The following is a 22,321-nucleotide window of genomic DNA, read 5'->3' on the forward strand; positions in this document are numbered from 1 at the left end:
CGGCTCGGGCCGCCTATTCACAGCCTGTAAGGAGCGATGGCCATAAAAGGCCGGTCATCTTAGAAGGCAATGAAAACAAGCGGATCCCATCGAGGCCAGAAGCGAAACAGCTTCGAAAAAAGGCCGGGTAGATTCACGCATCCAATGCCGTTGGTTCCGTCGCCCAAAAACACCTCGCGCAAGGGGCGTCCATAGATTTGCTCCTGCGTCCCGACAAAGCTGCCGGATTGGGAGCAGAAAATCCACCTAACTCATCTGTTCAGATTTGCCGGGCCACCTCTCTCAGACGGCAAGGCCGGGGGCCTTTTCACTGGCCAGCAGGACTGCCCTGCGCACATCGGCGCTTGTCACGTCGGGAAGGGTCAGGGCCCCGAATTGCGGGAAGATGTAGGTTTCGAGTGACTTGAGACAGGCAGCGCGATCCTTGGGATTCTTTAGGTTGCGCGCGTTCTCCTGGTGCGCTTTCCGCGCAGCTTCCTCGAAGGTGTGGCACACTTCGGAACCTGTCAGCACAAAGTATGGAGATTTCCGGGGTCGCCATTCTAAAACTCCGGCGAGTCCCACTGGGCAACCAGGGGCGGGGGCAGCAACTGTCGGTCCGTGACGTGAGAGCCTGTTTGCTGCTCCGTCAGGACGACGCCAATCGGCTCTCCAGTAATTCGCCACGATCCTCCAGCAACGGATAGGCGATCATCGCAAAGGACGTGTTCAGCATCTTGAGCGCACGCAGCAGATCAAGATGGATCGCACTGGTTTCGAACGTCTCGGCCAGCCCTTTGCGCAGCCGTTTGAGGTGCTTGCGCTGCAGGCTTTGTTCGAGGTCGCGGACGCGCTCTTTCTGCTCTACCAGTTCTCGCGCAAGGCCGACGTCCTCGGACATCAGCACCGATATCCCATGCTGCACATTGCGCAGTACGACATCGTGAAAATCGGTCAACTCCCGCCACCCATCTTGAGAGAAATGCACGTTTTCGACGTCCTTGAGGCGCGCGAGGTCCACCATCTTGCGGGCGATCACGTCAGCGCCCGCTTCAAGGTTGACGGCGATACCTGACAGCTCGAACGCACGATTGCCGGTGTCCTCAGTGGCGTCATGATTGCGCACGCGCGACAGGTAGGTGCGAATGTCGAGCGACATTTGAGCCAGGTTCTGGAGCTCGGCACGTTGTTTTTTCACAGTGATGTCGTCGTAGCGCTCGAACAGGCCAATCGCTTCGCGCAGCATGATCTCGATACGGTGTCCCATTTCGACGAGTTCGCGTTGGGCGCAGGCAAAGGCGCGTCGGGGCTGGTCCTGAACGGTTGGGTCGAGCGCGCTGCGCCAACCATTTTCCGCCTGTCCGTCCGGTGCGTCCGCGACAAGCGTCTTGGCCACGCGCATGAGAGGTCCGACAAGCGGAAGGCTGATCACAAGGAGCATGATATTGAAGGCGAGATGCAGGAGAAGGGCCTGTTGCCCGGCGTCCAGCTCAAGACCAAAGGTCGGCGGATCGTAAGTCATGAGAAGGAACAGCATCACCGCCGCCCCTCCTCCGCGCAAGAGCAGGTTGCACCAGACCACCCGTCGCACGGCGCTGTCAGCCTTGAGTGTCAGAACAACAGCGATCATCGAGCCGCCGAGATTGGCCCCCAGAACCATGGCGAACGCCGCCTCTATGGGCAAAAGGCCCTGTGCCGCGAGGGTCGCGAACAACAGCACGGCGGCCACGCTGGAATGAACGAGCCAGGCAAACAGCGCCGCGATCACGAAGGCCGAGATCACATCCTCGGCCAGATACAGCATGGCGGTCTCCGCCCCCGCAAGGCTTGTGAGAGGCTGGCTTGCTTCGCGGATCAGATCGAGTGAGATGAAGATCAGCGAAAGCCCGATCAGGATGCGCCCGACTTGCCGGATACGTCGTGCAGAGCTGCGCAGGAAAATCATGACACCTGCCAGCAGCAAAAGCGGTGTCACGAGGGCAAGTCGGGAATTTAGCACAAGCGCCACCACCGCAGAGCCGAGATCCGCCCCCAACATGATAGCAAGACCTGCGACGCTCCCGATCGCGCCAGCACTGACAAACCCTGCCATGAGCACGGCAACGGCGGTCGAGCTTTGCATCAAGAGCGCGGTTGCCGCGCCTGACGCGGCGGCGGCGAACCGGTTTGATGTCGAACGGCGCAGCCAAAGCCGCAATTGCGCTCCGAGGGCACGCTCGAACCCGGTGCGCACCAGCCGGACCGCCCAGATCAACAGGGCCGCGGCGGCGGCCATGTTGATAATGAAGACAATCGGCGTGGTTTCCATCGCGTTCCCGAAGTGTTGTGATACCGGCGCGTTGCGACTGTATCAGAAATTGAACGGACCTTGGCCGTAAGAGAGAGGCAGTTCGGTCCAGACGCCGCCCGGAGATGTGTCGATCAGCGCACAACCGGTCGGGCCCGTCATGAAGCCGACGCGCGCATTGTCGCGGGTGTCCAGAGCGAATGCGCTGCAGGTAGACGGTGCTGTAACAACCGGATGTCGGCCGAGCAAGCCACAATACACACCATGGACATGCCCGGCCAGAACCTTGACCGGTTGCGGGCGGGTGTCCAGAACGGCTCGGAGATCCTCTGGATTTTCGAGGCCAATCGCATCCATGAAGCGGATACCGGTGCGGATTGGCGGGTGATGCAAGGCGACGACCATGGGTCTGTCCCCGATGCCGATCAGAGCCTCGGAGACCACTGACAGGCTCTCGGGCCTCAGCCTTCCGCCACCTTGTCCTTCAACCAGCGTATCAAGCCCGACGATGCGGGTATCGCCGATATCCGTCACCCAGTCGATCAATCCGCGCGGCGCGATCTCGGGCAGATCGGAAAATGCCGCCCGGAACGCCTCGCGCCGGTCATGGTTGCCGGGGATCACGAGGAGCCGGACGCCCATCCGCTCCAGCTCTTGCCGCGCGATTCCGTAGCTCTCGGCGCTGCCGTCATCGCTGATATCGCCGGTCACCAGAACCGCGTCGATGGGGCCGATGGCGTGCATCCGCGCGCAGAGCGTGGTGACGGCCTCACCCAGCAGCTGCCCGGTATCGAGCCGGCCAGAGACCAACGTGCCCGGTGCCGCCACGTGAAGATCGGTGATATGCAGAAGCCGCGCCACGCCCTACTTGATCCCGGTGCGCAGAAAGGCTTGCACGAACTGCCGCTGAAAGACCAGAAAGGCGATCAGCAAGGGCGCGACCGACATGATCGTCGCCGCCGAGATCACGCTGATATCGACGCCGTTCTCGGGCGCTGCAAAGATCGACAGCCCCACGGTAAGCGGCCGCGTATCGGGCGAGTTGGTGACGATCAGCGGCCACAGAAAGTTGTTCCAGTGGGTCGAGACCGAGACCAGCCCATAAGCCAGATATGTGGGCCGCGCGAGGGGCACGTAGACCCGCCACAGAATGCCGAACCAGCCGCAGCCCTCGACGCGCGCCGCCTCGTGCAACTCGATCGGCACGCCCTTGAACGCCTGCCGCATCAGAAAGATGCCAAAGGCCGACGCCATGTAGGGCATGCCCACACCGAGGATCGTGTCAAAGAGGCCCAGCCGCGAGACCATCACGTAATTCTCGACGATCAGCACCTCGGGCAGGATGAAAAGCTGCATCAGCACGAGGATGAACACCACATCCCGCCCCGGAAACCGCACCTGCGCAAAGGCAAAGCCCGCCAGCGTGGTGACGACGAATTGCCCGATCAGGATGACGGTCACCAGAAGGAACGTGTTGAGGAAATACTTCAGCCACGGCGCCCCGGCCCAGGCGGTGCGGACATTCTCCAGCGTCCAGGGGGCCGCGATGTTGAAATTCACCGCGTCCGAGGTGGTGTGAAACGCCGCCCAGAAGGCAAAGACCAGCGGCGAGATCCAGATCACCGCCAGCAGCAGCGCGCCGAAGGTCTCGATATGACGTGACAACCCGCTCATTGGTAATGCGTCCGCTTGTCGAGGATGGTGAACTTGACGCCCGCGACGATGCCCAGCACCAGCAGGATCAGGATCGTCATCGCCGCCGCCTGTGGCGCGTCGAAAAAGGCAAACGCCATCTCCCAGATGTAATAGAGGATCAGCTTCGAGGCGTCATTCGGCCCGCCCTTGGTGAGGATGAAGAGATGGTCGATCAGCTTGACCGAATTGATCAGCGCGTTGACCATGATGAAGAGCGTGGTCGGCATGAGCAGCGGCAGCACGATCCGGCGGGTATAGGTAAAGCGGCTCGCCCCCTCGATATCGGCGGCTTCCTTGAGGTCTTCGGGAATGGTCTGGAGGGCGGCGAGATAGAAGATCATGAAGAACCCGGCCTCTTTCCAGATCGTGACGATGATCACCGCCCAGAGCGCGGTTTCGGGCTGGCCCAGCCAGTTGACCGACGGCAAGCCGAAGAGCGCGCCGATCTGATCCAGAACGCCGAGGCCCGGCGTGTAGAAGAACAGCCACAGGTTCGCGGCGGCGATCATCGGCAGCACGGTGGGCGTGAAATAGGCGGTGCGCACAAAGCCGCGCGCCGGGATCCTGGAATTGGCCCAGAGCGCCATGCCCAGTGCGATCGCGATGGAAATCGGGATCGTCGCCCCGGCATAGATCAGATTGTTTGTCGCCACCTTCCAGAAGGTCGGATCGGCGAAGAGATCGGCGTAGTTCTCGGTGCCAACAAACTCGGTCGGACGCCGCCGCGTGCCTCGGCTGAACAGGGACGTCCAGAGCGTTGCCATGGACGGGTAAAAGGCAAAGGCCGTCAACAGGATCGCGGCGGGCGACAGCAGGAGCCAGCCGTAAATCGCCTGTCTGCGGCGTTCGATGTTCACTTGGGTCGGCATCTTGGCCCTTTTGCGAAGTCAAATACCGGCGCCGGGCATGTGCCCGACGCCGGAGAAGTGGACTACCGGTCTAGTGTTACCGGTAATCCTTCAACAGCCGCTCGGCAGCGGCCTGTGCCTCGGCCAGCGCATCGGCGGGCGATTTGCTGCCTGTCAAAGCCGCCTGAATGGCGTTGTTGAGCCCGTCACGCACGCGCGCCGTCTCGAAGGTCGAGAACTCGGCGACGGCGTTTTCAAGCTGGTTGCGCGCCACCAATGCAGGCGGGAACTCTTCCGTGTAGGCCTTCAGCGCCTCGGTTTCATAGGCGGCGGGCGACACGCCCATGTAACCCGTGGAGATCGACCATTCAGCCGCCTGCTCGGGGGCTGTCATGAACTTGATCAGCTTGAGCGCGGCGGCACGTTCCTCGTCGGTGGTGTCCTCGAAGACATAGAAATTGCCGCCGCCGGTGGGCGAGCCGGGCCGTTCATTCGCGGGCAGCTCGGCCACGCCGAAATCAAACCCGGCGTTGTTCTTGACCGCCGTCAGGTTGCCGGTGGAGTGCCACATCATCGCGGTCTGCCCCTCCAGAAACGCCTGGCGCAGCGTGCCCCATTCGACCGTGCCCTCGGGCATGATGCCGTGCTCGGTCGAGAGCGACTTCCAGAAATCAAGCGTCTCGACAACCGCCGGGTCGTCGAAGTAGGTCTCAAGCCCGTCGCCGGACATCAGCTCCTTGCCGTTCTGGATCGCCAGCGCCTGGAACATCCAATAGGGATAGCCGGTCGAGGGGATCATCAGCCCGTAAGTGTCGCCCTCGGTCAGCGCCTTGCCCATGCTGACCATCTCGTCCCAGGTGGCGGGGGGCGCTTCGGGGTCGAGGCCTGCGTCGCGGAACATGTCCTTGTTGTAATAGGCCACGATGGTCGAGCGCTGGAACGGGATGCCCCAGGTCTTGCCCTCGATCCGGCTGTTGGCCATCAGCGCGGGGTAAAAGCTGTCGAGCCAGGCCTCGTCCACGCCCTCGATATCCTCGAAGGCGACGATGCGTTCCTGCTCGATCAGGTCATAGGCGTCGATGGAGAACATCACCGCCAATTGCGCAGGCTCGCCCGAGGCGATGGCCGACAGGGCCCGCACGCGGGTGTCGTCGTAATTGCCCGAATAGATCGCGTTGACCTTGATATCCGGGTTGGCCTCTTCGAACTTGCCGACGATGCCATCCACGACCTCGGTCAGCGCGCCGCCCACGGCGATCGGGTAATACATCGTCAGTTCGGTTTCCGCGGCAACCGGTGCGGCGGTCAGTGCCGCGAATGTGGTTGCCAGACTTATCTTCCTGATCGTGTTCATGGTTTTCTCCCTTGAATTAAACACGGTATTCCAGACGTGACGTCACGCCGTCACGCCATTCGGATGCCGCAGCCTGTTTCCTTCGGCGTCGAAGAAATGCAGGTCGTCATCGGCAAAATCTATCTCAAGCTCCTCGCCCGCCGGGATGGAGCGCAATCCCGGCATCGAAATGGTCAGCCCGTTCGCACCGGGATGCGTCAGCCCCACAAAGGTCTCTGAGCCTAGGAATTCACATTCGGACACCCGGCATGTCAGCCGCCCCTTGCCGGGCTCTGCCAAGCGCAGGCTTTCGGCCCGCAGGCCGATGGTGCTGGCCCCCTCATAGCCGGGGATCGCCGCGCCCTCGATCAGTGCCATCGGCGGCGCGCCCACGAATTCGGCCACGAAGGTATTGGCGGAGCGGTAATACAGATCCTCCGGCGCGCCGGTCTGCTGGATGCGCCCGTCCTTCATCAGCACCACCATGTCGGCCATGCTCATCGCCTCAGTCTGGTCATGGGTCACGTAGATCACGGTGATTCCGAGATCGACCTGCAACTTCTTGATATCCTTGCGCACCGACGCGCGCAGCTTGGCGTCGAGATTACTGAGTGGCTCGTCCATCAGGCACAGCGGCTGGTTCGCCACGATGGCGCGCGCCAGCGCCACGCGCTGCCGCTGCCCGCCCGACAACTCGCCCGGCTTGCGCGCCTCAAAGCCCAGAAGCCCGGTGATCTCGAGCGCGCGGTGCAGCTTCTCGCGCCGCTCGGCAGCCCGGACGCGGCGCACCTTGAGGCCAAAGACCACGTTCTCGGCCACGCTCAAATGCGGAAAGAGGGCGTAAGACTGAAACACCATCGACAGGTTGCGCTCCGACGGCGCGGCGGTGGTCACGTCCCGCCCGTCAATCATGATCCGCCCCTCGTCCGGCAGTTCCAGCCCCGACAACAGCCGCAGCGTCGTCGACTTGCCGCATCCCGACGGCCCGAGCAGCGCCACGAACGCCCCGCGCGGGATCGACAGCGAGACATTCTCGACGCCAAGCTGCCCGTTCCAGCGCTTGGCGACAGTCTGCACCTCGACGAACGCCTCCGGCATCACTCGGCCTCCTCTGCAAAGGTGATCCGGCCCCCGAGCTGCTCGACCAGATGGGAAAACGGCTCGGCCGGCGGGCGGTCGCAAATGACGTGGTCGATCTGCGTGATCATGCCGCCCACGGCGGGGGCGAGACGGCCGAACTTGCTGCGGTCGATGACCAGGATGGAGGTCTGCGCGTTGCGCCACATCCGGTAGGTCGCGCGCACCTCGGCCTGATGAAATTCCAGCAACTCGCCCTCGGTGCCGATCCCGGCAGTCCCGAAGATCGCGTATTCCGCGCGATACCGGCCAAAGAACTCGACCACCTCCTCGCCGACGAAATCACGGTCCGGCAGGCGGATCTCTCCGCCCGGCACGATGATCCGGTTGGAAATCTCCTCGCTCAGCGCCATCGCTGCGCTCAGGTTGTTGGTGACGACCGTCAGCTCCTTGCGCCGATGCAGCGCCCGCGCCACACTCAGCGCCGTTGAGCCGATCGAGATGAACAGCGTCGCGCCATCGGGGATGAGCGCCGCCGCCGCACTCGCAATCGCGCGCTTGCCCACGAGGTTGGTGCCCGCCCGCTGATCGAAGGGGGTGTTGCGACGCCCCTCGGCAAGCTCGATCCGTCCGTGCGAGCGATGCAGGGTGTCGCCATCGCACAGGATATCGAGATCGCGCCGGATGGTCTGCATCGAGACGCCGAACATCTCGGCCAGCGCACCGACGCTCACCCCGCCCTGTTCCTGCACGACCTGCTGAATGAGATCGTGCCGTCTGGTCTTCTTCGACACCATGTCCGGTTCCATCGTTTTGGTCGATTGTTGAGCATCAATAACAACAAAGCAACATTTTTATATGTGCATTGTTGTTTCCGGTGCTAAGCCATGATTCTCTCTTATCGGTCAAATTTCGAAGATTTCCTCTGTAAATTACAGTTTCCAGAGGTATCCGAGAATTATGACGTCTGCATGAAATGTCGTAATGTTGTTTTGACTTTTATTTTTTTGACGGCACTGTAGGGTTTTCTGGCCGGGGGTGTCTTTCCCGGGGCTGTGGCCATTGCAATTCGACAAGGTTAGGGGTTCACCGGGCTGATGGATACTGTCGCAACCATATTCGACCGATACGAGGCTGTGCGCGGTCGCCTGCCCTCCGCCAGCTTTCCGGGCAAAACCTCGCAGATCGACTCATTGCACGACATTGCCTCGCATGCGGATGCCTTTGTGTTTGACGCGTATGGCGTTCTGAATATCGGCGAGGCAGGCATTCCCGGCGCCTCGCAGCGCCTGAAGGAGTTGCGTGACAGGGGCCAGCAGATTCGCATTCTGTCCAACGCCGCCAGCTACAACCACGATGGTGCTGCGGCCAAGTTTCGGACGTTGGATATGGGCGTGGGGGGGCATGAGATCATCACGAGCCGCGACGCGACGCTGGCCCATCTGGAGCAGCGCCTGTGGGGCTGCATCGCCGCCCCGCAGGACGATTTGTCGGACATACCCGCGCCCGCGCGGCGGCTTGTGGATGATCCGACCGGATATGATGAGGTGGATGGGTTTCTCTTTCTGTCCACCGAAGTCTGGTCACTGGAGCGGCAGGCCCTGTTGGAGGCGTCACTTCTCGCAAACCCGAGGCCGGTGGTCATTGCCAACGCGGATCTGGTCGCCCCGCGCGAGCACGGCTTTTCATTGGAGCCGGGCTATTTCGGCCATCTTCTCGCAGACCGCGACATCCCCGGGATCCGTTTCTTCGGCAAGCCGTTTTCAACGGTCTATGAGATGATCGAGGCGTCCCTGCCCGGCATTCCACCGGATCGAATCGTGATGTGTGGCGATACCCTGCATACCGATATTCTGGGCGCCGCAGCGCGCGGCTGGCAAACGGTCCTCGTCGAGAATGACGGGCTTTTCTCCGGTGAAGACACCTGCGCCTATTTCAGGCGCGCCGACCTGTTTCCGACATGGCGTCTGTCGCGCATCTGAGGGTGTGACCGGGCCTCTATCCCAGGTCCAGGGCGCTTATCAGACCTTATGCAAGCGGGTGCCTGCGGCGGACAGCGTTGGGTCTGCCCGGTATTTCCAGGGCTGCATCCTGCCGGGGTGTTCGGGCTATGATCCGCCCCTTCGAGATGACAGAGAGCCGTGTCGCGCGCAGGCGCAGCGCCTCGATCGGGTCACCCGCGTCGAGCACCACCAGCGAGGCAATTGCGCCGACATGCAGGCCATAATCCTCAAGACCCAGGATGCGGGCGTTCTCGACCGTCACCATGTCAAAGCAGCGGCGCATCTCGTCGGGGCTCGACATCTGCGCCACATGCAGCCCCATGAACGCCACATCGAGCATATCGGCGGTGCCGAGGCTGTACCACGGATCGCGCACGCAGTCCTGACCCCAGCCCACGGTGATGCCATGCGCCTGCATTTCCTTGACCCGTGTCAGACCGCGCCGTTTCGGGAAGGTGTCACGCCGCCCCTGCAACATGATGTTGATCAGCGGATTGGGGATCGCGGCGACACCAGCCTCGGCGATCAGCGGCAACAGTTTGGACACATAATAATTGTCCATCGAATGCATTGAGGTGAGGTGACTACCGGCAACCCGGCCCTGAAGCCCGAGGCGCTGTGCCTCATAGGCCAGCGTTTCTATATGGCGGCTGTGGGGGTCGTCGCTCTCGTCGCAATGCATGTCGACACGCAGGCCCCGTTCAGCGGCTATTTCGCAGAGGTCGCGCACCGAGGCGGCGCCATCGGCCATGGTCCGCTCGAAATGCGGGATGCCGCCCACCACATCCACACCCATGTCGAGGGCGCGGAGCGTGTTGGCGCGCGCCGTGGGGTCGCGGTAGAATCCGTCTTGTGGAAAGGCCACGAGTTGCACGTCGATGTAGTTTTTGACCTTGTCACGGACCTCAAGCATTGCGGCGACGCCCTTGAGACTGTCATCGCAGGTGTCGACATGGCTGCGGATCGCCAACAGGCCCATCGACGCGGCCCAATCGCAATACTCCAGTGCACGCGCGACCATCTCTTCTTGCGTGACGATCTGCTTCAACTCTCCCCACAGGCCGATCCCCTCCAGCAGCGTCCCAGAGGCGTTGATGCGGGGCAGGCCATAGCTGAGCGTGGCGTCGAGGTGGAAATGCGGATCGACAAAGGGCGGGCTGACCAGATCGCCGGTGGCGTCGATGACCTCTCCCGCCTCGGCCGCGTCCAATTTGCCTATCGCGGCAATCCTGTCGCCGGTGATACCGATATCGGCCACGCTGCCATCGGGCAGCGTGCCGCCCTTGACGATCAGATCGAACATCAACGTTCTCCCTTGTTGAATGGGACCATCAGTGCGGCAGGCACCTCGGCGCGGCGGGACATGACGATGAGGGCGAGGATAGAGAGCACATAGGGCGTCATCAGGAAGATCTGATAGGGAATATCGGCGCCCAAAGGTGTCTGTTGCACCCGGATTTGCAGCGCGTCAAAGGCGGCAAAGAGCACCGCCCCCAAGAGCGCCTTGCCCGGCTTCCACGCGCCAAAGACCACAAGCGCGATGCAGATCCAGCCGCGCCCGTTGACCATCTCGAAGAAAAAGGAATCAAACGCCGACATGGTCAGGAATGCGCCGCCGACAGCCATCAGCCCCGATCCCACGATCACCGCGCCCATGCGCAGACCCGTGACCGAGAGACCCTGTGCCGCGACCGCCGCCGGGTTTTCGCCCGCCGCGCGCAGGGCGAGGCCAAGGGGGGTGCGGTAAAGGACGAGGCTGACGACGGCCACGAGGATAAAGGCCAGATAGGTCAGCGGCGTTTGCGAGAAGAGCGCCGGGCCGATCAGGGGAATGTCGGACAGAACCGGGATTTCCCAAGGTTGAAACGCCGTGATCTTGGGCGGGCTCGTCACCTCTGGCAGCGCCAGACGATAGGCGTAATAAGTGGAGGACGTGGCCAGCAAAGTGACGCCCAGTCCCACCACATGCTGCGAGAGACCAAAGGGCACGGTCAGCAGACTATGCACCGCGCCAAAGCCCATGCCCACCACCATCGCCACCGCGACGCCGGGCCAGAGGCCAAGGCCCGAATAAACCGCCATCCAGCCGGCAAATGCACCCGCAACCATGATCCCCTCGATCCCGAGGTTGAGCACACCGGCGCGTTCACAGATCAACTCGCCCAGGGTGGCAAAGATCAACGGGCTGGCAATGCGGATCGCGGCGGCCCAGAAACTGGCGGAAAGGAGGATATCGAGAATGTCCATGCGCTATTCCCTCACCACCCGAAACCGCGTGAGCAGGATCGCCAGCACCATCAGCAAAAGCGCCGTGGCCAGCATGATATCGGCAAGATAGGTGGGCACGCCCACCGCGCGGCTCATGCTGTCGGCACCGACGAATATGCCCGCCACGAATAGCGCGGCGGCGACCACGCCCAGCGGATTGAGCAGCGCCAGCATCGCCACGATGATGCCGGTATAGCCAAAACCTGGGCTCAGATCGAGCGTCAGACTGCCCTTGAGCCCGGCGACCTCGGAAAACCCGGCCAATGCGGCAAGGCCACCCGACAGCAGCGCCGTCTTGATCAGTACCATATTGACCGGGATACCGGCAAAGCGCGCGGCTTCGCGGTTGAGCCCGACCGCGCGCATTTCATAGCCCAACGTGGTGCGCCGCTCGACAATCCAGACAAGACCCGCCGCGATAAGGGCCAGACCAAAGCCCCAATGCAGGCGCAGCCCCTCGACAATACGCGGCAGGCGCGCCTCGGCGATCAGGCGTTCGGATTTGGGCCATCCCATGCCCATAGGGTCCTTGAGCGGGCCTTCGAGCAGCAGCGAGATGAACAGCAGAAAGATGAAGTTGAACAGCAGCGTCGTGACCACCTCATCGACCCCGAACCGGACCTTGAGCAGCGCCGGCACCAACAGCACCACGGCCCCTGCCAGCATTGACGTTAGCACCAGAACCGGCAAGAGCGCGCCTGCGCTCCACGGCAGCGCGCCGGTGCCAAGAACGACGGTCAGCAAGGCGCCTGCATAGAGCTGCGCCTCGGCGCCGATATTCCAGAGCCGGGCACGAAACGCCACCGCCACCGCCAAGCCGGTAAAAATGAGTGGCGTGGCACGGTTGAGCGTCTCTAACACGGCGAATTGTGAGCCCGCCGCGCCCTTGAGGATGAGCCCCAGAACGCCAAACGGATTGGCCCCGGCGAGCATCGCCAAAAGGGACGAAATCACCACCGTGGCGGCAATCGCCAGAGCAGGCGGGAGGGTGCTGCGGGCCAGCGAGGGGTTTGCAATCGGTTCAAGACGCATGCGACACCCCCTCGTCAAACCCATGCCCCGCCATCCAGACGCCCAGAGCGGCAGGGGTCATGGTGCCGCGTGCAAATTCAGGCGAGAGCCGCCCCTCGGACATCACGTGGATCACATCCGAGAGCGCCATGATCTCGTCCAGATCCTCGGAGATCAGCAAGACCGCCGCACCCCGGTCGCGCGCCTTGAGCAACTGTTCATGCACGTAATTGACCGCGCCGATATCGAGGCCCCGAACGGGCTGGTTGGCAAGGATGATACGCGGCGCGGCCTCAAGCACCCGGCCAAGGATCAGTTTTTGCATGTTGCCACCGGACAAGAGCCTGATCCGGGCCTCGGGCCCGGGACAGCGCACATCATAGCCGTCAATGATCGCCTTGGTCTCCGCCTCGGCACGCGCCCAGTTCATCCAGCCGGTCCGGCTCATCGGGGGCTTGTGATAGCTTTCCAGAATGGCATTCTCGGTCAGTGTGAAATCGGCGATTGTGCCGGTTTTGTGTCGATCCTCGGGAATGCGGGCGATGCCGTGCTCGACGGCGATGCGCGGTGTCCAGCCGGTGACATCTGCGGTGTCGAGGGCGATCTGCCCGGTCTCTGGTGCGGTAAGCCCGCCGATCAGCTCTGCCAGCGCCGCCTGCCCGTTGCCCGAAACCCCGGCAAGCCCGGTGATCCGGCCCGCGCGCAGGGCGAGCGTGACGGATTGCAGGCCCGGCGCATTCCCCCGGTCCGGCGTCGTCACGTCGCGCAGATTCAAGAGCGGTGCCCCGGGCGTGCCGGGGTTGACCTTGGGCGCACTCACGTCGCTACCGACCATGGCCGCGGCCAGCGCGTGCCGGTCGGTGTCGGCGGTGGCCATGCCCGCCACCACCTTGCCATGGCGCAGGATCACCACCCGATGGGCGATATCCATCACCTCATGCAGTTTGTGACTGATGAACACGATCGAAAGCCCCATCGCCACCGCCTCGCGCAGTGTCGCAAACAGGTCGTCGGCCTCTTGCGGGGTCAACACAGCGGTCGGCTCGTCCAGAATGAGAATACGGGCCTCGCGGTAGAGCGCCTTGAGGATCTCCACCCGCTGCCGTTCCCCCACCGTCAGGCTGCCGACCTTTGCATCGGGATCGACCGACAGATGAAAGTCGGCGGCCAGCTTGGTGATCTTGGCGCGTGCACCGCTGCGGTCTGATCGCCAACGCCAGAGCGGTTCTGTCCCCAGAGTGACATTATCGAGAACAGTCAGATTATCAGCCAGCGTGAAGTGCTGATGCACCATGCCGACGCCCGCTTCCAGTGCGGCGCGCGGATTGCCCGGGGGCAGGGCGCGGCCCATCACCTCGACCCGGCCTTCATCGGCGGTGTATTGGCCGAACAGGATATTCATCAGCGTGGTCTTGCCCGCGCCGTTCTCGCCCAACAGGGCGACCACCTCGCCACGATGCAGATCAAGGCTCACCGCGTCATTCGCGGTGAGCTTGCCGAAACGCTTGGTAATGCGGTCCAGGCGCAGGACGACCTGCGCCGTCTCTGCACCTGTCATGTCAGGAGGATTTCGGCTCTTCGTCGTTGATTTCAACAGTGAACTCGCCCGCCTTGATCGCGGCCTCGCGCTCGGCCACGAGCGCCATGGCCTCCTCAGGCACCTTGCCCTCGAACGTGCCGAGCGGGGCCAGCGAGCATCCGCCTTCCTTCATAAAGGAATAGACACCGTAATCCGCCGCCTCGAACTCACCCGCGTTCACGGCCGCAATCGCGGCATCGAGCGTCGGCTCAAAGTGCCAGATCGCCGAGGCCACGACCGTGTCGGGATAGTCCGATTGCGTGTTTATGACGTTACCTATGGCCAGCACGTCCTTTTCCTGTGCCGCGTCCGAAACGCCGAAGCGTTCGGCATAGAGCATGTCGGCACCGCCTTCGATCATGGCAAATGCGGTTTCCTTGGCCTTGGGCGGATCGAACCACGAGCCGATAAAGCTGACCTGAAACTTGATATCCGGGTTCATTTCGCGCGCGCCCGCCATGAAGGCGTGCATCAGGCGATTGACCTCGGGGATCGGAAAGCCGCCGACCATGCCGATATTGGCGGTCTCGGTCATTGCCCCCGCGATGATCCCCGAGAGATACGAGGCGTCCTGAATATAGTTGTCGAACACGGCGAAATTCGGCAGCGCCGGATCGTGCTTGAAGCTGGACCCCATGAGGAAGGCGATGTCCGGATAATCGGCGGCCACTTCGCGGGCCTCCTGTTCCACCGCAAAGACTTCGCCGATGATGAGCTTGTAGCCTTGTTCCGCGTATTCGCGCATGACGCGGGCGTAATCGGTGTTGCTGACATTCTCCGAGAAGACGTACTCGACATCGCCGCGCTCCTGCGCCGTTGTGGCGGCCTTGTGGATACGGCTGACCCATTGTTGCTCAACAGGGACGGTGTAGATGCCGGCGGTCTTGATCGGCTCGGCGGCACGCAGGGGCGATGTGACGCCGGATGCACCGGCAATCAGGGCAGCGCCAGCCGTCGTGGCCATGAAACGACGGCGCGAGACGGTCGGGAATGTGGGGCGGGTCATGTCAGTCTCCTCGTTGGGCAGGTTGGGCAGATCTTTTTTTGGTTTTACCAAATGGTAAAATTTATCACTGCGATTTTCTACAGGAATCTGCCCTCGCGCAGAATTAAACGCACACGAGTGCGAGTCCCAGCGTTTTCTGCACAGAATTCGGGCGGTGACAGCGCGGCGCTTTCACATTCCGCCGCGCCGTACCTCAAGTGTCACCGCGTCATCCGGGCCGCACACCCCGCAGGCGTCAATACGCGCGCCACCCCGCAAAGAGGCGATCCGGATCACCAGCGCCTCACGCGGCTTGCCACAGTTGAAACAACACCCCGGCCGCAAATGCGCCACTGAGCGACAGCGCAATATAAAGGGCAAAGACACGCGGCTTGACCAGCGCCCAGACCGCGATGGCAGCCGGGAGCGAGGTGACACCACCGGCCACCAGAAAGGCGAGCCCGGCACCGGGGGCCATGCCCTGACCGATCAACCCGCCCACCAGTGGCAAGGCGGCATAGCCGTTGAGATAGGCGGGCACACCGACCAATGTCCCCAAAAGGATCGGCCCGATACCCGTACCCCCGAGGGCCTGCGTTATGGTCTCGGCCGGGATGAAGGCCAGCATCAGGCTCTCCAGAATGAACGCCAATGTGAGCCATTTCAGCAGAAACAGGGTCACATTCAGCGCCTCTCGGCCAAACTTGGCCCGGCGTTCAGGATCGGACCAGAACCGCCACACGACTGGCTTGGGATCGCGGACCTTGCCGCCCCCGCAGCCGCCATTGCCGATGCCCTCGCGCAGCGGGTCGCTCAACCCTCCGGCGCGGCCCACCAGATGCACGACCCAGCCGCCCATCACGCCCAGTCCGATCGCGGCCAGCGTCTTGGCAAGGGCAAACTCAAGCCCCAGGACACCGGTGGTCAGCATGAACATCGACGGGTCCATCACCGGCGATGCAAGCCAGAAGGCCATGACCGCCGACAGCGGCACGCCCATCGCCAAAAGCGCGGCGATCAGCGGGATGACCCCGCAAGAGCAAAACGGCGAGAGCCCGCCGGCAAGTGCCGCCAGAAAGATCATCAGCGCCGGGGCCCCCGTAAAGGCGCGCGCGATCAGGTTGTCGGCGCCGGTCGCGGTGGCCCAGGCTGCGATCCCGATCGAAAGCAAGAGAAACGGCACGGTGCCCGCGAGCGCATCAGCGGTGAAGATCACCGTATCTTGCGCCTGCGCGAAATCCAGCAGCGCGAGCACGATGAGGATAAGCGCCGAAATCAGCCATACACGCTGTTTCCGCCACAAATTAAGCGCCAGCGCAAGGCGGGGCTGTGGAAAGTTCGTTTCAGTCATGTCCATATCCCTAGAAAAGTCGTTTCATTTGGCCCAAAAAATTGGTTTCAGGCAGCTGGTTCCGTCCGTGTCAAAGTCACGCCCGCGCAGCATTCGGAGGTCAGAAAATCCAGTGTCCTGTGCATTGCGGCATAGTCGACCCGGTTGACCACGGTACGCCCTTGCCGCTCCTGCAGGACCAGCCCGGCATCGACCAAGGCCGACAGATGGTGCGCCAGTGTCGATGGCGCCTGTCCAAGATGCTGCCCGATCTCGCCCACGTTCAGCCCGTCCTCTCCGGCCCGGACCAAGAGGCGAAAGATTGCGAGTCGCGTGTCATGGCCAAGGGCAGCAAGCGCGCGTGCGGTGGGGCTTGTGATACTCATGGGACAAACATAACTATATTTCTAGTTATGTCAATATGTCTCGGTTAGCGCTCGCCATCATTGTCGCAACGCCATCCCACTCACGGCGCACCCGGAGGCTCAAACCCTCCTCGTTCTCGCGCGCCTCGATCGAGACCGGCGCACCGCAGATCAGCGGTGACAGGCCGCGATAGCTGAACCGTGCGGGCAGGTGCCCCAAAAGGTGCGTGGCGAGGTTCATCATCCAGACCGCCTGCATCGGGCCATGCACGACAAGGCCCTCATACCCCTCGACCCCCGTGGCATAGGGGTGATCGTAGTGGATGCGATGACCGTTGAAGGTGAGCGCCGAGAAGCGAAACAGCAGCGTCGGGTCGGGGGTGATGTGCCACGCCGTGGCGCCCGGCCAGTCCTCGGCGCGCTCCGGCGCGCGGGCCTCGCCGGGCTTGGGGTCTTCGCGATAGACGATGTCCTGCCGTTCGGATATCCGCGCCTCGCCCGAGACCTTGTAGCTATGGCGCTGCGTGACAAAGCCCAGCTTGCCGCTGCGCCCCTCCTTGAACGCCACATCCTCGATCACCGTCTCGCGGGTCACCAGATCATCGGGCGCGAAAGGCGCGTGAAACTCCAGTTCGCCCCCCGCCCACATCCGGCGCGGCAGCGGCAGCGCGGGTAGAAAGAGCCCGGTCTTGGGGTGGCAATCGCGGCCCAGCTTGTCCGGGGCCACCACATCCGGCACGAGGCACCAGTGCAGCCCCACCGGCACATCGGCTTCGGCGAGATACCCGTCGAGCGTCGCGCGGTATTGCGTGATCAGCCGCTCGGACATCGGCTCTGACCGCGCATATCCCCATCCGATCCAGTCGTTGTACTCGCTCATCTCACGCCCCCCGTCCCGACCCGTAGGATTTCGGCAGCCCCAGCACCTGCTCCGCGATGTAGCACAGGATCAGGTTGGTCGAGATCGGCGCGATCTGGTAAAGTCGCGCCTCGCGCCACTTGCGCTCCACGTCGTATTCCTCGGCAAAGGCAAAGCCGCCATGGGTCTGCATGCAGGCCTCGCCCGCCTCCCAGCTTGCCTCGGACGCCAAGAGCTTGGCGGTATTGGCCTCGACGCCGGGGTTTTGCCCCGCGTCATACATCGCCGCCGCGCGGTAGACGATCGCCTCCGCCGCCATAAGATGCGCCTGTGCGCGGGCCAGCGGAAACTGCACGCCCTGATTGGCGCCGATGGCCTCGCCGAACACCGCCCGTTCCCGGGCATAATCCGAGCCGGTTTTCAGGAACCATTTGGCGTCCCCGATGCATTCGGCGGCGATCAGTATACGCTCGGAATTCATCCCCGACAGGATATAGCGAAAACCCTTGCCCTCTTCGCCGATCAGACTGTCGGCGGGGATGCGCAGGTTGTCAAAGAACACCTCGGTGGTGGCGTGATTGATCATCGTGCGGATCGTGCGGATCTCGACCCCGTTACCGACCTTGTCCCGCAGATCGACGAGGAAGACAGACAGCCCGTCGGTTTTCGACTTGGTCTGATCGCGCGGCGTGGTGCGCGCCAGCAGGATCATCAGGTCGGAATGCTCCACCCGCGAGGTCCAGATCTTCTGACCGTTGATGACATAGTCATCGCCGTCGCGCCGCGCCGTGGTCTTGAGCGCCAGCGTATCGGTGCCGCTTGTGGGTTCGGTCACGCCAAAGGCCTGCAAGCGCAGCGTGCCGTCGGCGATGCCCGGCAGATAGGCGGCCTTTTGCGCCTCTGACCCGTGCCGCAAGAGGGTGCCCATCGTGTACATCTGCGCATGACAGGCGGCGGCGTTGCAGCCAGAGCGGTGGATTTCCTCCAGAATGACCGAGGCCGCCGTCAGGTTCAGCCCCGAGCCGCCATACTCCTCCGGGATCATCGCCGCGAGATAGCCCTCGCGGATAAGCGCGTCGACAAACGCCTTGGGATAGGCCCGCCGCGCATCCAGATCGCGCCAGTAGTGGCCCGGAAACGCGGCACAGACCTGCGCCACCCCGTCGCGAATATCGGCATATTCCGCCGTCGGATCAAAAGACGTCATGTCACCCCCTTGGTTTGGCTTGCGTCTGATTGGCAGGTTTTCGGGTGTAAGTGAATATGAGCGACCAAAAGAGTTGGGGTTTTCCAGCCCGGCCGGATGGGGCATGGTCCGCGCATTCCAGAACAACGAGCGAGGCCCCCATGCGCACCGACCTCTCCGGTCTTCTCATAATCTCCGTGGAACAGGCGGTCGCCGCGCCCTATGCCTCAAGCCGTCTCGCCGAGGCAGGCGCGCGGGTGATCAAGGTGGAACGCCCCGAGGGCGATTTCGCGCGCGGCTATGACAGCCTTGTGCAGGGCGAGAGCGCCTATTTCGTCTGGCTCAACCGGGGCAAGGAATCGGTCTGTCTCGACCTGAGGCAAGAGGAGGATCGCGACCTGATGGAGCGGATGCTGGCCCGCGCGGATATCTTCATCCAGAACCTCGCGCCGGGGGCCATCGACCGGCTGGGCTTCGCCCCCGACCGGCTGCGCGCCGATTATCCGCGCCTCATTACCGTGTCGATCTCGGGCTATGGCGAAGAGGGGCCGCTCTCTGATCTCAAGGCTTATGACCTGCTGGTGCAGGCCGAAACCGGGCTGTCGTCGATCACCGGCAACGCCGCGGGCCCGGCGCGCACCGGCGTGTCGGTCTGCGATATCGCGGCGGGCATGACCGCCTATCAGTCCATCCTCGAGGCGCTGATCGGGCGCGCCACCACCGGCACGGGGCGACATATCGCGGTATCGCTCTTTCACGCCCTCAGCGACTGGATGAACGTGCCCTATCTGCAATACGCCTATGGCGGCAAGGTGCCGCCGCGCGCGGGGCTCAATCATCCCACCATCGCGCCCTACGGTGTCTATGAGGGCAGCGATGGCAAATCGGTGCTGATCTCGATCCAGAACGAGCGGGAATGGGCCATGTTCTGCGAAACAATCCTCGGCGATGCGGCCCTTGCCCGCGATCCGCGGTTTGACAGCAATTCGAACCGTGTCGCCAATCGTGCCGCGCTCGATGCGGTGCTGCGCCCGGTCTTTGCCGCCGTGTCTCGCGACGCGATGGCCGACCGCCTGCGCGCTGCGCGCATCGCCTATGGCCGGGTGAGCGAGATGGAGGATCTGACGGAACATCCGCAGAACCGCTATGTCACCGTCGAAACGCCAAGCGGCCCGGTGCGGATGCTGGCGCCCGGCGCGTTGGTCGATGACAGCCCGGCCACGCTTGGCCCCGTGCCGGGCTTGGGCGCCCATAGCGATGCGTTGCGAGAGGAGTTCTCCGATGACTGAAGAGACGGATACCAGTGCGCGCCTGCTAGCCATTCTCGCGCAAATCGACGCGCGCGATGTGCTCGATATCGGGTGCGGACACGGCGGGCTATCGCGTAAGCTGGACAAAGCGGGATATGCCGTCACCGGGATCGACCCGGACGCGGAGGGGATAGCTTCGGCCTACGCCAAAGTGCCAAACGCGCGCTTTTACGCATTGGGGGCAGAGAGGCTGCCGTTCGACGCCGCCGCATTCGATGCCTGCATTTTTCTCAATTCACTGCACCATGTCCCCGTGCCTGTGATGCAAGACGCCCTGCGCGAGGCGCTGCGTGTCCTGCGCCCCGGCGGCGAGGTCGTGATCGTGGAGCCGCTGGCGCAGGGGCCGTTCTTCGAGGTGATGCGCCCGGTCGAGGACGAGACCGAGATCCGCCAAGCGGCAATTGACTCGATTGATGCCGTTCTGTTGACCGGCGAGGCGACGGGCCCCGCTGCGGTCACCTATGCTCGGCCTACGCCGGTGGCCGATACGGGGGCCTTCATAACATATCTCGCGCGCGTCGACCCGGCGCGCCGGGCAATCGCAGAGGCGCGGCACGATCAGATTGAACGGCTCTTTGCCGAGCACGCCACCCAAGGCGCCAAGGGGCCGGAACTGATCCAGCCCCTACGCGTATGGCGGCTGCGACCGGTGGAAAACTGACATCAGCATGCCTTTGGGCTGGATTCATATGTGATTTTGTGTTTTTTTTCCCGCATAGGGGAGAAATCGCATTTGTTCAGCTTTGGCGACATCATGGCAGAGGCGCTCGGCCTGATCCTGACCTGGGATCGGGATCTGAGCGAGATCGTGCTCTTGTCGCTGCGCGTGACGCTGACGGCGGTGGCCATCGCCTGCCTGATCGGCCTGCCCCTGGGCGCAGTCGTGGGCGCGTTCCGCTTTCGCGGGCGCGGTGCGGTGACGGTGCTGCTCAACGCGCTGATGGGGCTGCCGCCGGTGGTGGTGGGGCTGTTCGTCTATCTGATGCTGTCCAATGCGGGGCCGCTGGGCATCCTCGGCCTGCTCTACACCCCCTCTGCCATGATCATTGCGCAAACCATTCTGGTGACCCCCATCGTGGCGGCGCTGACGAAACAGGTGGTCGAGGACCTGCACGGCGAATATGCCGAGCAATTCGCCTCGTTCGGCCTCTCGGCGCGTGAACGCGTGTCTGCGCTGTTGTGGGATGCGCGCTACAGCCTGCTGACCGTGGCGCTCGCCGGTTTTGGCCGCGCGGTGGCCGAGGTGGGCGCGGTGCTGATCGTCGGCGGCAATATCAACCACGTTACCCGGGTGATGACCACCACCATCGCGCTTGAGACCTCCAAGGGCAATCTCGAACTGGCACTGGCATTGGGCGTGCTGCTTCTGGGGCTGGCTGTCATCGTGAACGCGGGCGTGATGGCGCTCCGGGCCTCGGCGGTGCGGGCAGCCTATGCGTGACGCGGTGATGGATATCCTCGCAGAACGCCCCGTTGCGGCGGAGCCACTGCTGGAGGCGCAGTCCTTGCGCTTTGCGGCAGGCGGCCAGAGCCTCATTCACGGTATCGACCTGGAGATCACGCCGGGCAAGCGCACGCTTGTGATGGGCGCGAATGGCAGCGGCAAGAGCCTGCTTTTGCGGCTGCTGCACGGGCTGCTGACACCGTCTGCGGGGCAGGTTCTGTGGCGCGGTCATTCCCCCGACCGCGTGGCACGCCGCGCGCAGGCGATGGTGTTTCAGCGCCCCGTCATGCTGCGCCGCTCGGTGCTGGCCAATCTGAATTTCGCGCTCAAGGTCCACGGGCTTGCAGGCCGCGCCCGCGCCGACCGGGCGAACGAGGCGCTGGAGATGGCGCGGCTCACCGATCTGGCAAGCCATCCCGCCCGCGTCCTGTCGGGCGGTGAGCAGCAGCGCCTCGCGGTGGCGCGCGCGCTGGTGTGTGAGCCGGATTTGCTGTTCCTTGACGAGCCCACAAGCAGCCTCGATCCGGCCTCGACCCAGATGATCGAGGATCTGGTCAACGCCGCCCACGCGCGCGGCGTGACCATCGTGATGGTCACCCATGACATCGGTCAGGCCCGGCGCATGGGCGACGAGGTGATCTTCCTCCATGCCGGGCGCGTCGCGGAACGCGGCTCGCTCGATCAGGTTCTGGGCGCGCCGCGCTCCGAGGCTGCCCGCGCCTGGACGCAGGGGCGGCTCTACACCGCGACCAATCTTTAAAA

Annotated in this window: 22 protein-coding genes; 5 read left to right on the forward strand and 17 right to left on the reverse strand. The window is 63.3% G+C overall.

The window, feature by feature from the left end:
* Positions 1-282 precede the first annotated feature (282 nt).
* The 8 genes from Q0X85_RS05780 to Q0X85_RS05815 all read right to left on the reverse strand — a co-directional run bounded on the left by Q0X85_RS05780 (position 283) and on the right by Q0X85_RS05815 (position 8,028).
* Positions 283-513, reverse strand: a complete 231-nt coding sequence (locus Q0X85_RS05780) for a hypothetical protein (protein WP_297770217.1) — start codon at positions 511-513, stop codon at positions 283-285.
* Positions 514-628: 115 nt separating this feature from the next.
* Complete coding sequence (locus Q0X85_RS05785; protein WP_297770220.1) at positions 629-2,287, reverse strand: Na/Pi cotransporter family protein; 1,659 nt, start codon at positions 2,285-2,287, stop codon at positions 629-631.
* 42 nt (positions 2,288-2,329) lie between these two features.
* On the reverse strand, positions 2,330-3,127 hold the full coding sequence (locus tag Q0X85_RS05790; protein WP_297770222.1) for a phosphodiesterase: 798 nt from the start codon (positions 3,125-3,127) through the stop codon (positions 2,330-2,332).
* A gap of 3 nt (positions 3,128-3,130) precedes the next feature.
* Entirely contained in the window at positions 3,131-3,940 is an 810-nt protein-coding gene (locus Q0X85_RS05795) for a carbohydrate ABC transporter permease (protein ID WP_297770225.1), read from the reverse strand.
* A complete protein-coding gene (locus Q0X85_RS05800; protein ID WP_297770227.1) occupies positions 3,937-4,830 on the reverse strand; it encodes a sugar ABC transporter permease in 894 nt (297 codons plus the stop codon). The genes Q0X85_RS05795 and Q0X85_RS05800 overlap by 4 nt, the downstream gene beginning before the upstream one ends.
* 76 nt (positions 4,831-4,906) lie before the next feature.
* Positions 4,907-6,163 (reverse strand): ABC transporter substrate-binding protein, encoded by a 1,257-nt coding sequence (locus tag Q0X85_RS05805; protein WP_297770233.1) that lies wholly within the window; start codon positions 6,161-6,163, stop codon positions 4,907-4,909.
* A 42-nt stretch (positions 6,164-6,205) separates the two neighbouring features.
* Entirely contained in the window at positions 6,206-7,240 is a 1,035-nt protein-coding gene (locus Q0X85_RS05810; protein ID WP_297770236.1) for an ABC transporter ATP-binding protein, read from the reverse strand.
* Positions 7,240-8,028 (reverse strand): DeoR/GlpR family DNA-binding transcription regulator, encoded by a 789-nt coding sequence (locus Q0X85_RS05815; protein ID WP_297770238.1) that lies wholly within the window; start codon positions 8,026-8,028, stop codon positions 7,240-7,242. Before Q0X85_RS05815 ends, Q0X85_RS05810 begins: the two co-directional genes overlap by 1 nt.
* A gap of 288 nt (positions 8,029-8,316) precedes the next feature.
* On the opposite strand from Q0X85_RS05815, the gene Q0X85_RS05820 reads away from it, so the two are divergent.
* Entirely contained in the window at positions 8,317-9,201 is an 885-nt protein-coding gene (locus tag Q0X85_RS05820; RefSeq protein WP_297770241.1) for an HAD hydrolase-like protein, read from the forward strand.
* Between the two features lie 46 nt (positions 9,202-9,247).
* Here the strand turns inward: Q0X85_RS05820 and Q0X85_RS05825 are convergent, their stop codons facing one another.
* The 9 genes from Q0X85_RS05825 to Q0X85_RS05865 form a co-directional block, all read right to left on the reverse strand.
* On the reverse strand, positions 9,248-10,525 hold the full coding sequence (locus Q0X85_RS05825; protein WP_297770244.1) for an amidohydrolase family protein: 1,278 nt from the start codon (positions 10,523-10,525) through the stop codon (positions 9,248-9,250).
* Positions 10,525-11,469 (reverse strand): ABC transporter permease, encoded by a 945-nt coding sequence (locus tag Q0X85_RS05830; RefSeq protein WP_297770246.1) that lies wholly within the window; start codon positions 11,467-11,469, stop codon positions 10,525-10,527. Before Q0X85_RS05830 ends, Q0X85_RS05825 begins: the two co-directional genes overlap by 1 nt.
* 3 nt (positions 11,470-11,472) lie before the next feature.
* Positions 11,473-12,522, reverse strand: a complete 1,050-nt coding sequence (locus Q0X85_RS05835) for an ABC transporter permease (RefSeq protein WP_297770249.1) — start codon at positions 12,520-12,522, stop codon at positions 11,473-11,475.
* Positions 12,512-14,059 carry an ABC transporter ATP-binding protein gene (locus Q0X85_RS05840; RefSeq protein ID WP_297770252.1) on the reverse strand — a complete coding sequence of 516 codons (1,548 nt, stop codon included), beginning with the start codon at positions 14,057-14,059 and terminating at the stop codon, positions 12,512-12,514. Before Q0X85_RS05840 ends, Q0X85_RS05835 begins: the two co-directional genes overlap by 11 nt.
* A 1-nt stretch (position 14,060) precedes the next feature.
* Positions 14,061-15,086: a BMP family protein gene (locus Q0X85_RS05845; protein WP_297770255.1), complete on the reverse strand. Its 1,026-nt coding sequence runs from the start codon at positions 15,084-15,086 to the stop codon at positions 14,061-14,063.
* 283 nt (positions 15,087-15,369) lie between these two features.
* Positions 15,370-16,422 (reverse strand): permease, encoded by a 1,053-nt coding sequence (locus Q0X85_RS05850; RefSeq protein WP_297770257.1) that lies wholly within the window; start codon positions 16,420-16,422, stop codon positions 15,370-15,372.
* A gap of 41 nt (positions 16,423-16,463) precedes the next feature.
* Complete coding sequence (locus Q0X85_RS05855; RefSeq protein ID WP_297770259.1) at positions 16,464-16,781, reverse strand: metalloregulator ArsR/SmtB family transcription factor; 318 nt, start codon at positions 16,779-16,781, stop codon at positions 16,464-16,466.
* Between the two features lie 25 nt (positions 16,782-16,806).
* A complete protein-coding gene (locus Q0X85_RS05860; RefSeq protein WP_297770261.1) occupies positions 16,807-17,640 on the reverse strand; it encodes a MaoC family dehydratase N-terminal domain-containing protein in 834 nt (277 codons plus the stop codon).
* Position 17,641: 1 nt separating this feature from the next.
* A complete protein-coding gene (locus Q0X85_RS05865) occupies positions 17,642-18,826 on the reverse strand; it encodes an acyl-CoA dehydrogenase family protein (RefSeq protein ID WP_297770264.1) in 1,185 nt (394 codons plus the stop codon).
* A gap of 140 nt (positions 18,827-18,966) precedes the next feature.
* On the opposite strand from Q0X85_RS05865, the gene Q0X85_RS05870 reads away from it, so the two are divergent.
* The 4 genes from Q0X85_RS05870 (at position 18,967) to Q0X85_RS05885 (ending at position 22,319) form a co-directional block, all read left to right on the forward strand.
* The gene (locus Q0X85_RS05870) at positions 18,967-20,094 is read left to right on the forward strand and encodes a CaiB/BaiF CoA-transferase family protein (protein WP_297770266.1); all 1,128 of its coding nucleotides are present in this window, start codon (positions 18,967-18,969) and stop codon (positions 20,092-20,094) included.
* A complete protein-coding gene (locus Q0X85_RS05875) occupies positions 20,087-20,776 on the forward strand; it encodes a class I SAM-dependent methyltransferase (RefSeq protein WP_297770268.1) in 690 nt (229 codons plus the stop codon). The genes Q0X85_RS05870 and Q0X85_RS05875 overlap by 8 nt, the downstream gene beginning before the upstream one ends.
* A 93-nt stretch (positions 20,777-20,869) precedes the next feature.
* Positions 20,870-21,556 (forward strand): ABC transporter permease, encoded by a 687-nt coding sequence (locus tag Q0X85_RS05880; protein ID WP_297770271.1) that lies wholly within the window; start codon positions 20,870-20,872, stop codon positions 21,554-21,556.
* The gene (locus Q0X85_RS05885) at positions 21,549-22,319 is read left to right on the forward strand and encodes an ATP-binding cassette domain-containing protein (protein ID WP_297770274.1); all 771 of its coding nucleotides are present in this window, start codon (positions 21,549-21,551) and stop codon (positions 22,317-22,319) included. The genes Q0X85_RS05880 and Q0X85_RS05885 overlap by 8 nt, the downstream gene beginning before the upstream one ends.
* Positions 22,320-22,321 lie beyond the last annotated feature (2 nt).

Origin of the sequence: uncultured Roseovarius sp., from assembly GCF_947259555.1 — a bacterium.
Lineage (GTDB): Bacteria > Pseudomonadota > Alphaproteobacteria > Rhodobacterales > Rhodobacteraceae > Roseovarius.

Coding starts and splice junctions, on each gene's coding strand:
- Q0X85_RS05785 (WP_297770220.1), bottom strand. CDS start 2,287: ATGGAAACCACGCCGATTGTCTTCATTATCAACATGGCCGCCGCCGCG.
- Q0X85_RS05795 (WP_297770225.1), bottom strand. CDS start 3,940: ATGAGCGGGTTGTCACGTCATATCGAGACCTTCGGCGCGCTGCTGCTG.
- Q0X85_RS05800 (WP_297770227.1), bottom strand. CDS start 4,830: ATGCCGACCCAAGTGAACATCGAACGCCGCAGACAGGCGATTTACGGC.
- Q0X85_RS05805 (WP_297770233.1), bottom strand. CDS start 6,163: ATGAACACGATCAGGAAGATAAGTCTGGCAACCACATTCGCGGCACTG.
- Q0X85_RS05810 (WP_297770236.1), bottom strand. CDS start 7,240: ATGCCGGAGGCGTTCGTCGAGGTGCAGACTGTCGCCAAGCGCTGGAAC.
- Q0X85_RS05815 (WP_297770238.1), bottom strand. CDS start 8,028: ATGGAACCGGACATGGTGTCGAAGAAGACCAGACGGCACGATCTCATT.
- Q0X85_RS05820 (WP_297770241.1), top strand. CDS start 8,317: ATGGATACTGTCGCAACCATATTCGACCGATACGAGGCTGTGCGCGGT.
- Q0X85_RS05825 (WP_297770244.1), bottom strand. CDS start 10,525: ATGTTCGATCTGATCGTCAAGGGCGGCACGCTGCCCGATGGCAGCGTG.
- Q0X85_RS05830 (WP_297770246.1), bottom strand. CDS start 11,469: ATGGACATTCTCGATATCCTCCTTTCCGCCAGTTTCTGGGCCGCCGCG.
- Q0X85_RS05835 (WP_297770249.1), bottom strand. CDS start 12,522: ATGCGTCTTGAACCGATTGCAAACCCCTCGCTGGCCCGCAGCACCCTC.
- Q0X85_RS05840 (WP_297770252.1), bottom strand. CDS start 14,059: ATGACAGGTGCAGAGACGGCGCAGGTCGTCCTGCGCCTGGACCGCATT.
- Q0X85_RS05845 (WP_297770255.1), bottom strand. CDS start 15,086: ATGACCCGCCCCACATTCCCGACCGTCTCGCGCCGTCGTTTCATGGCC.
- Q0X85_RS05850 (WP_297770257.1), bottom strand. CDS start 16,422: ATGGACATGACTGAAACGAACTTTCCACAGCCCCGCCTTGCGCTGGCG.
- Q0X85_RS05855 (WP_297770259.1), bottom strand. CDS start 16,781: ATGAGTATCACAAGCCCCACCGCACGCGCGCTTGCTGCCCTTGGCCAT.
- Q0X85_RS05860 (WP_297770261.1), bottom strand. CDS start 17,640: ATGAGCGAGTACAACGACTGGATCGGATGGGGATATGCGCGGTCAGAG.
- Q0X85_RS05865 (WP_297770264.1), bottom strand. CDS start 18,826: ATGACGTCTTTTGATCCGACGGCGGAATATGCCGATATTCGCGACGGG.
- Q0X85_RS05870 (WP_297770266.1), top strand. CDS start 18,967: ATGCGCACCGACCTCTCCGGTCTTCTCATAATCTCCGTGGAACAGGCG.
- Q0X85_RS05875 (WP_297770268.1), top strand. CDS start 20,087: ATGACTGAAGAGACGGATACCAGTGCGCGCCTGCTAGCCATTCTCGCG.
- Q0X85_RS05880 (WP_297770271.1), top strand. CDS start 20,870: ATGGCAGAGGCGCTCGGCCTGATCCTGACCTGGGATCGGGATCTGAGC.
- Q0X85_RS05885 (WP_297770274.1), top strand. CDS start 21,549: ATGCGTGACGCGGTGATGGATATCCTCGCAGAACGCCCCGTTGCGGCG.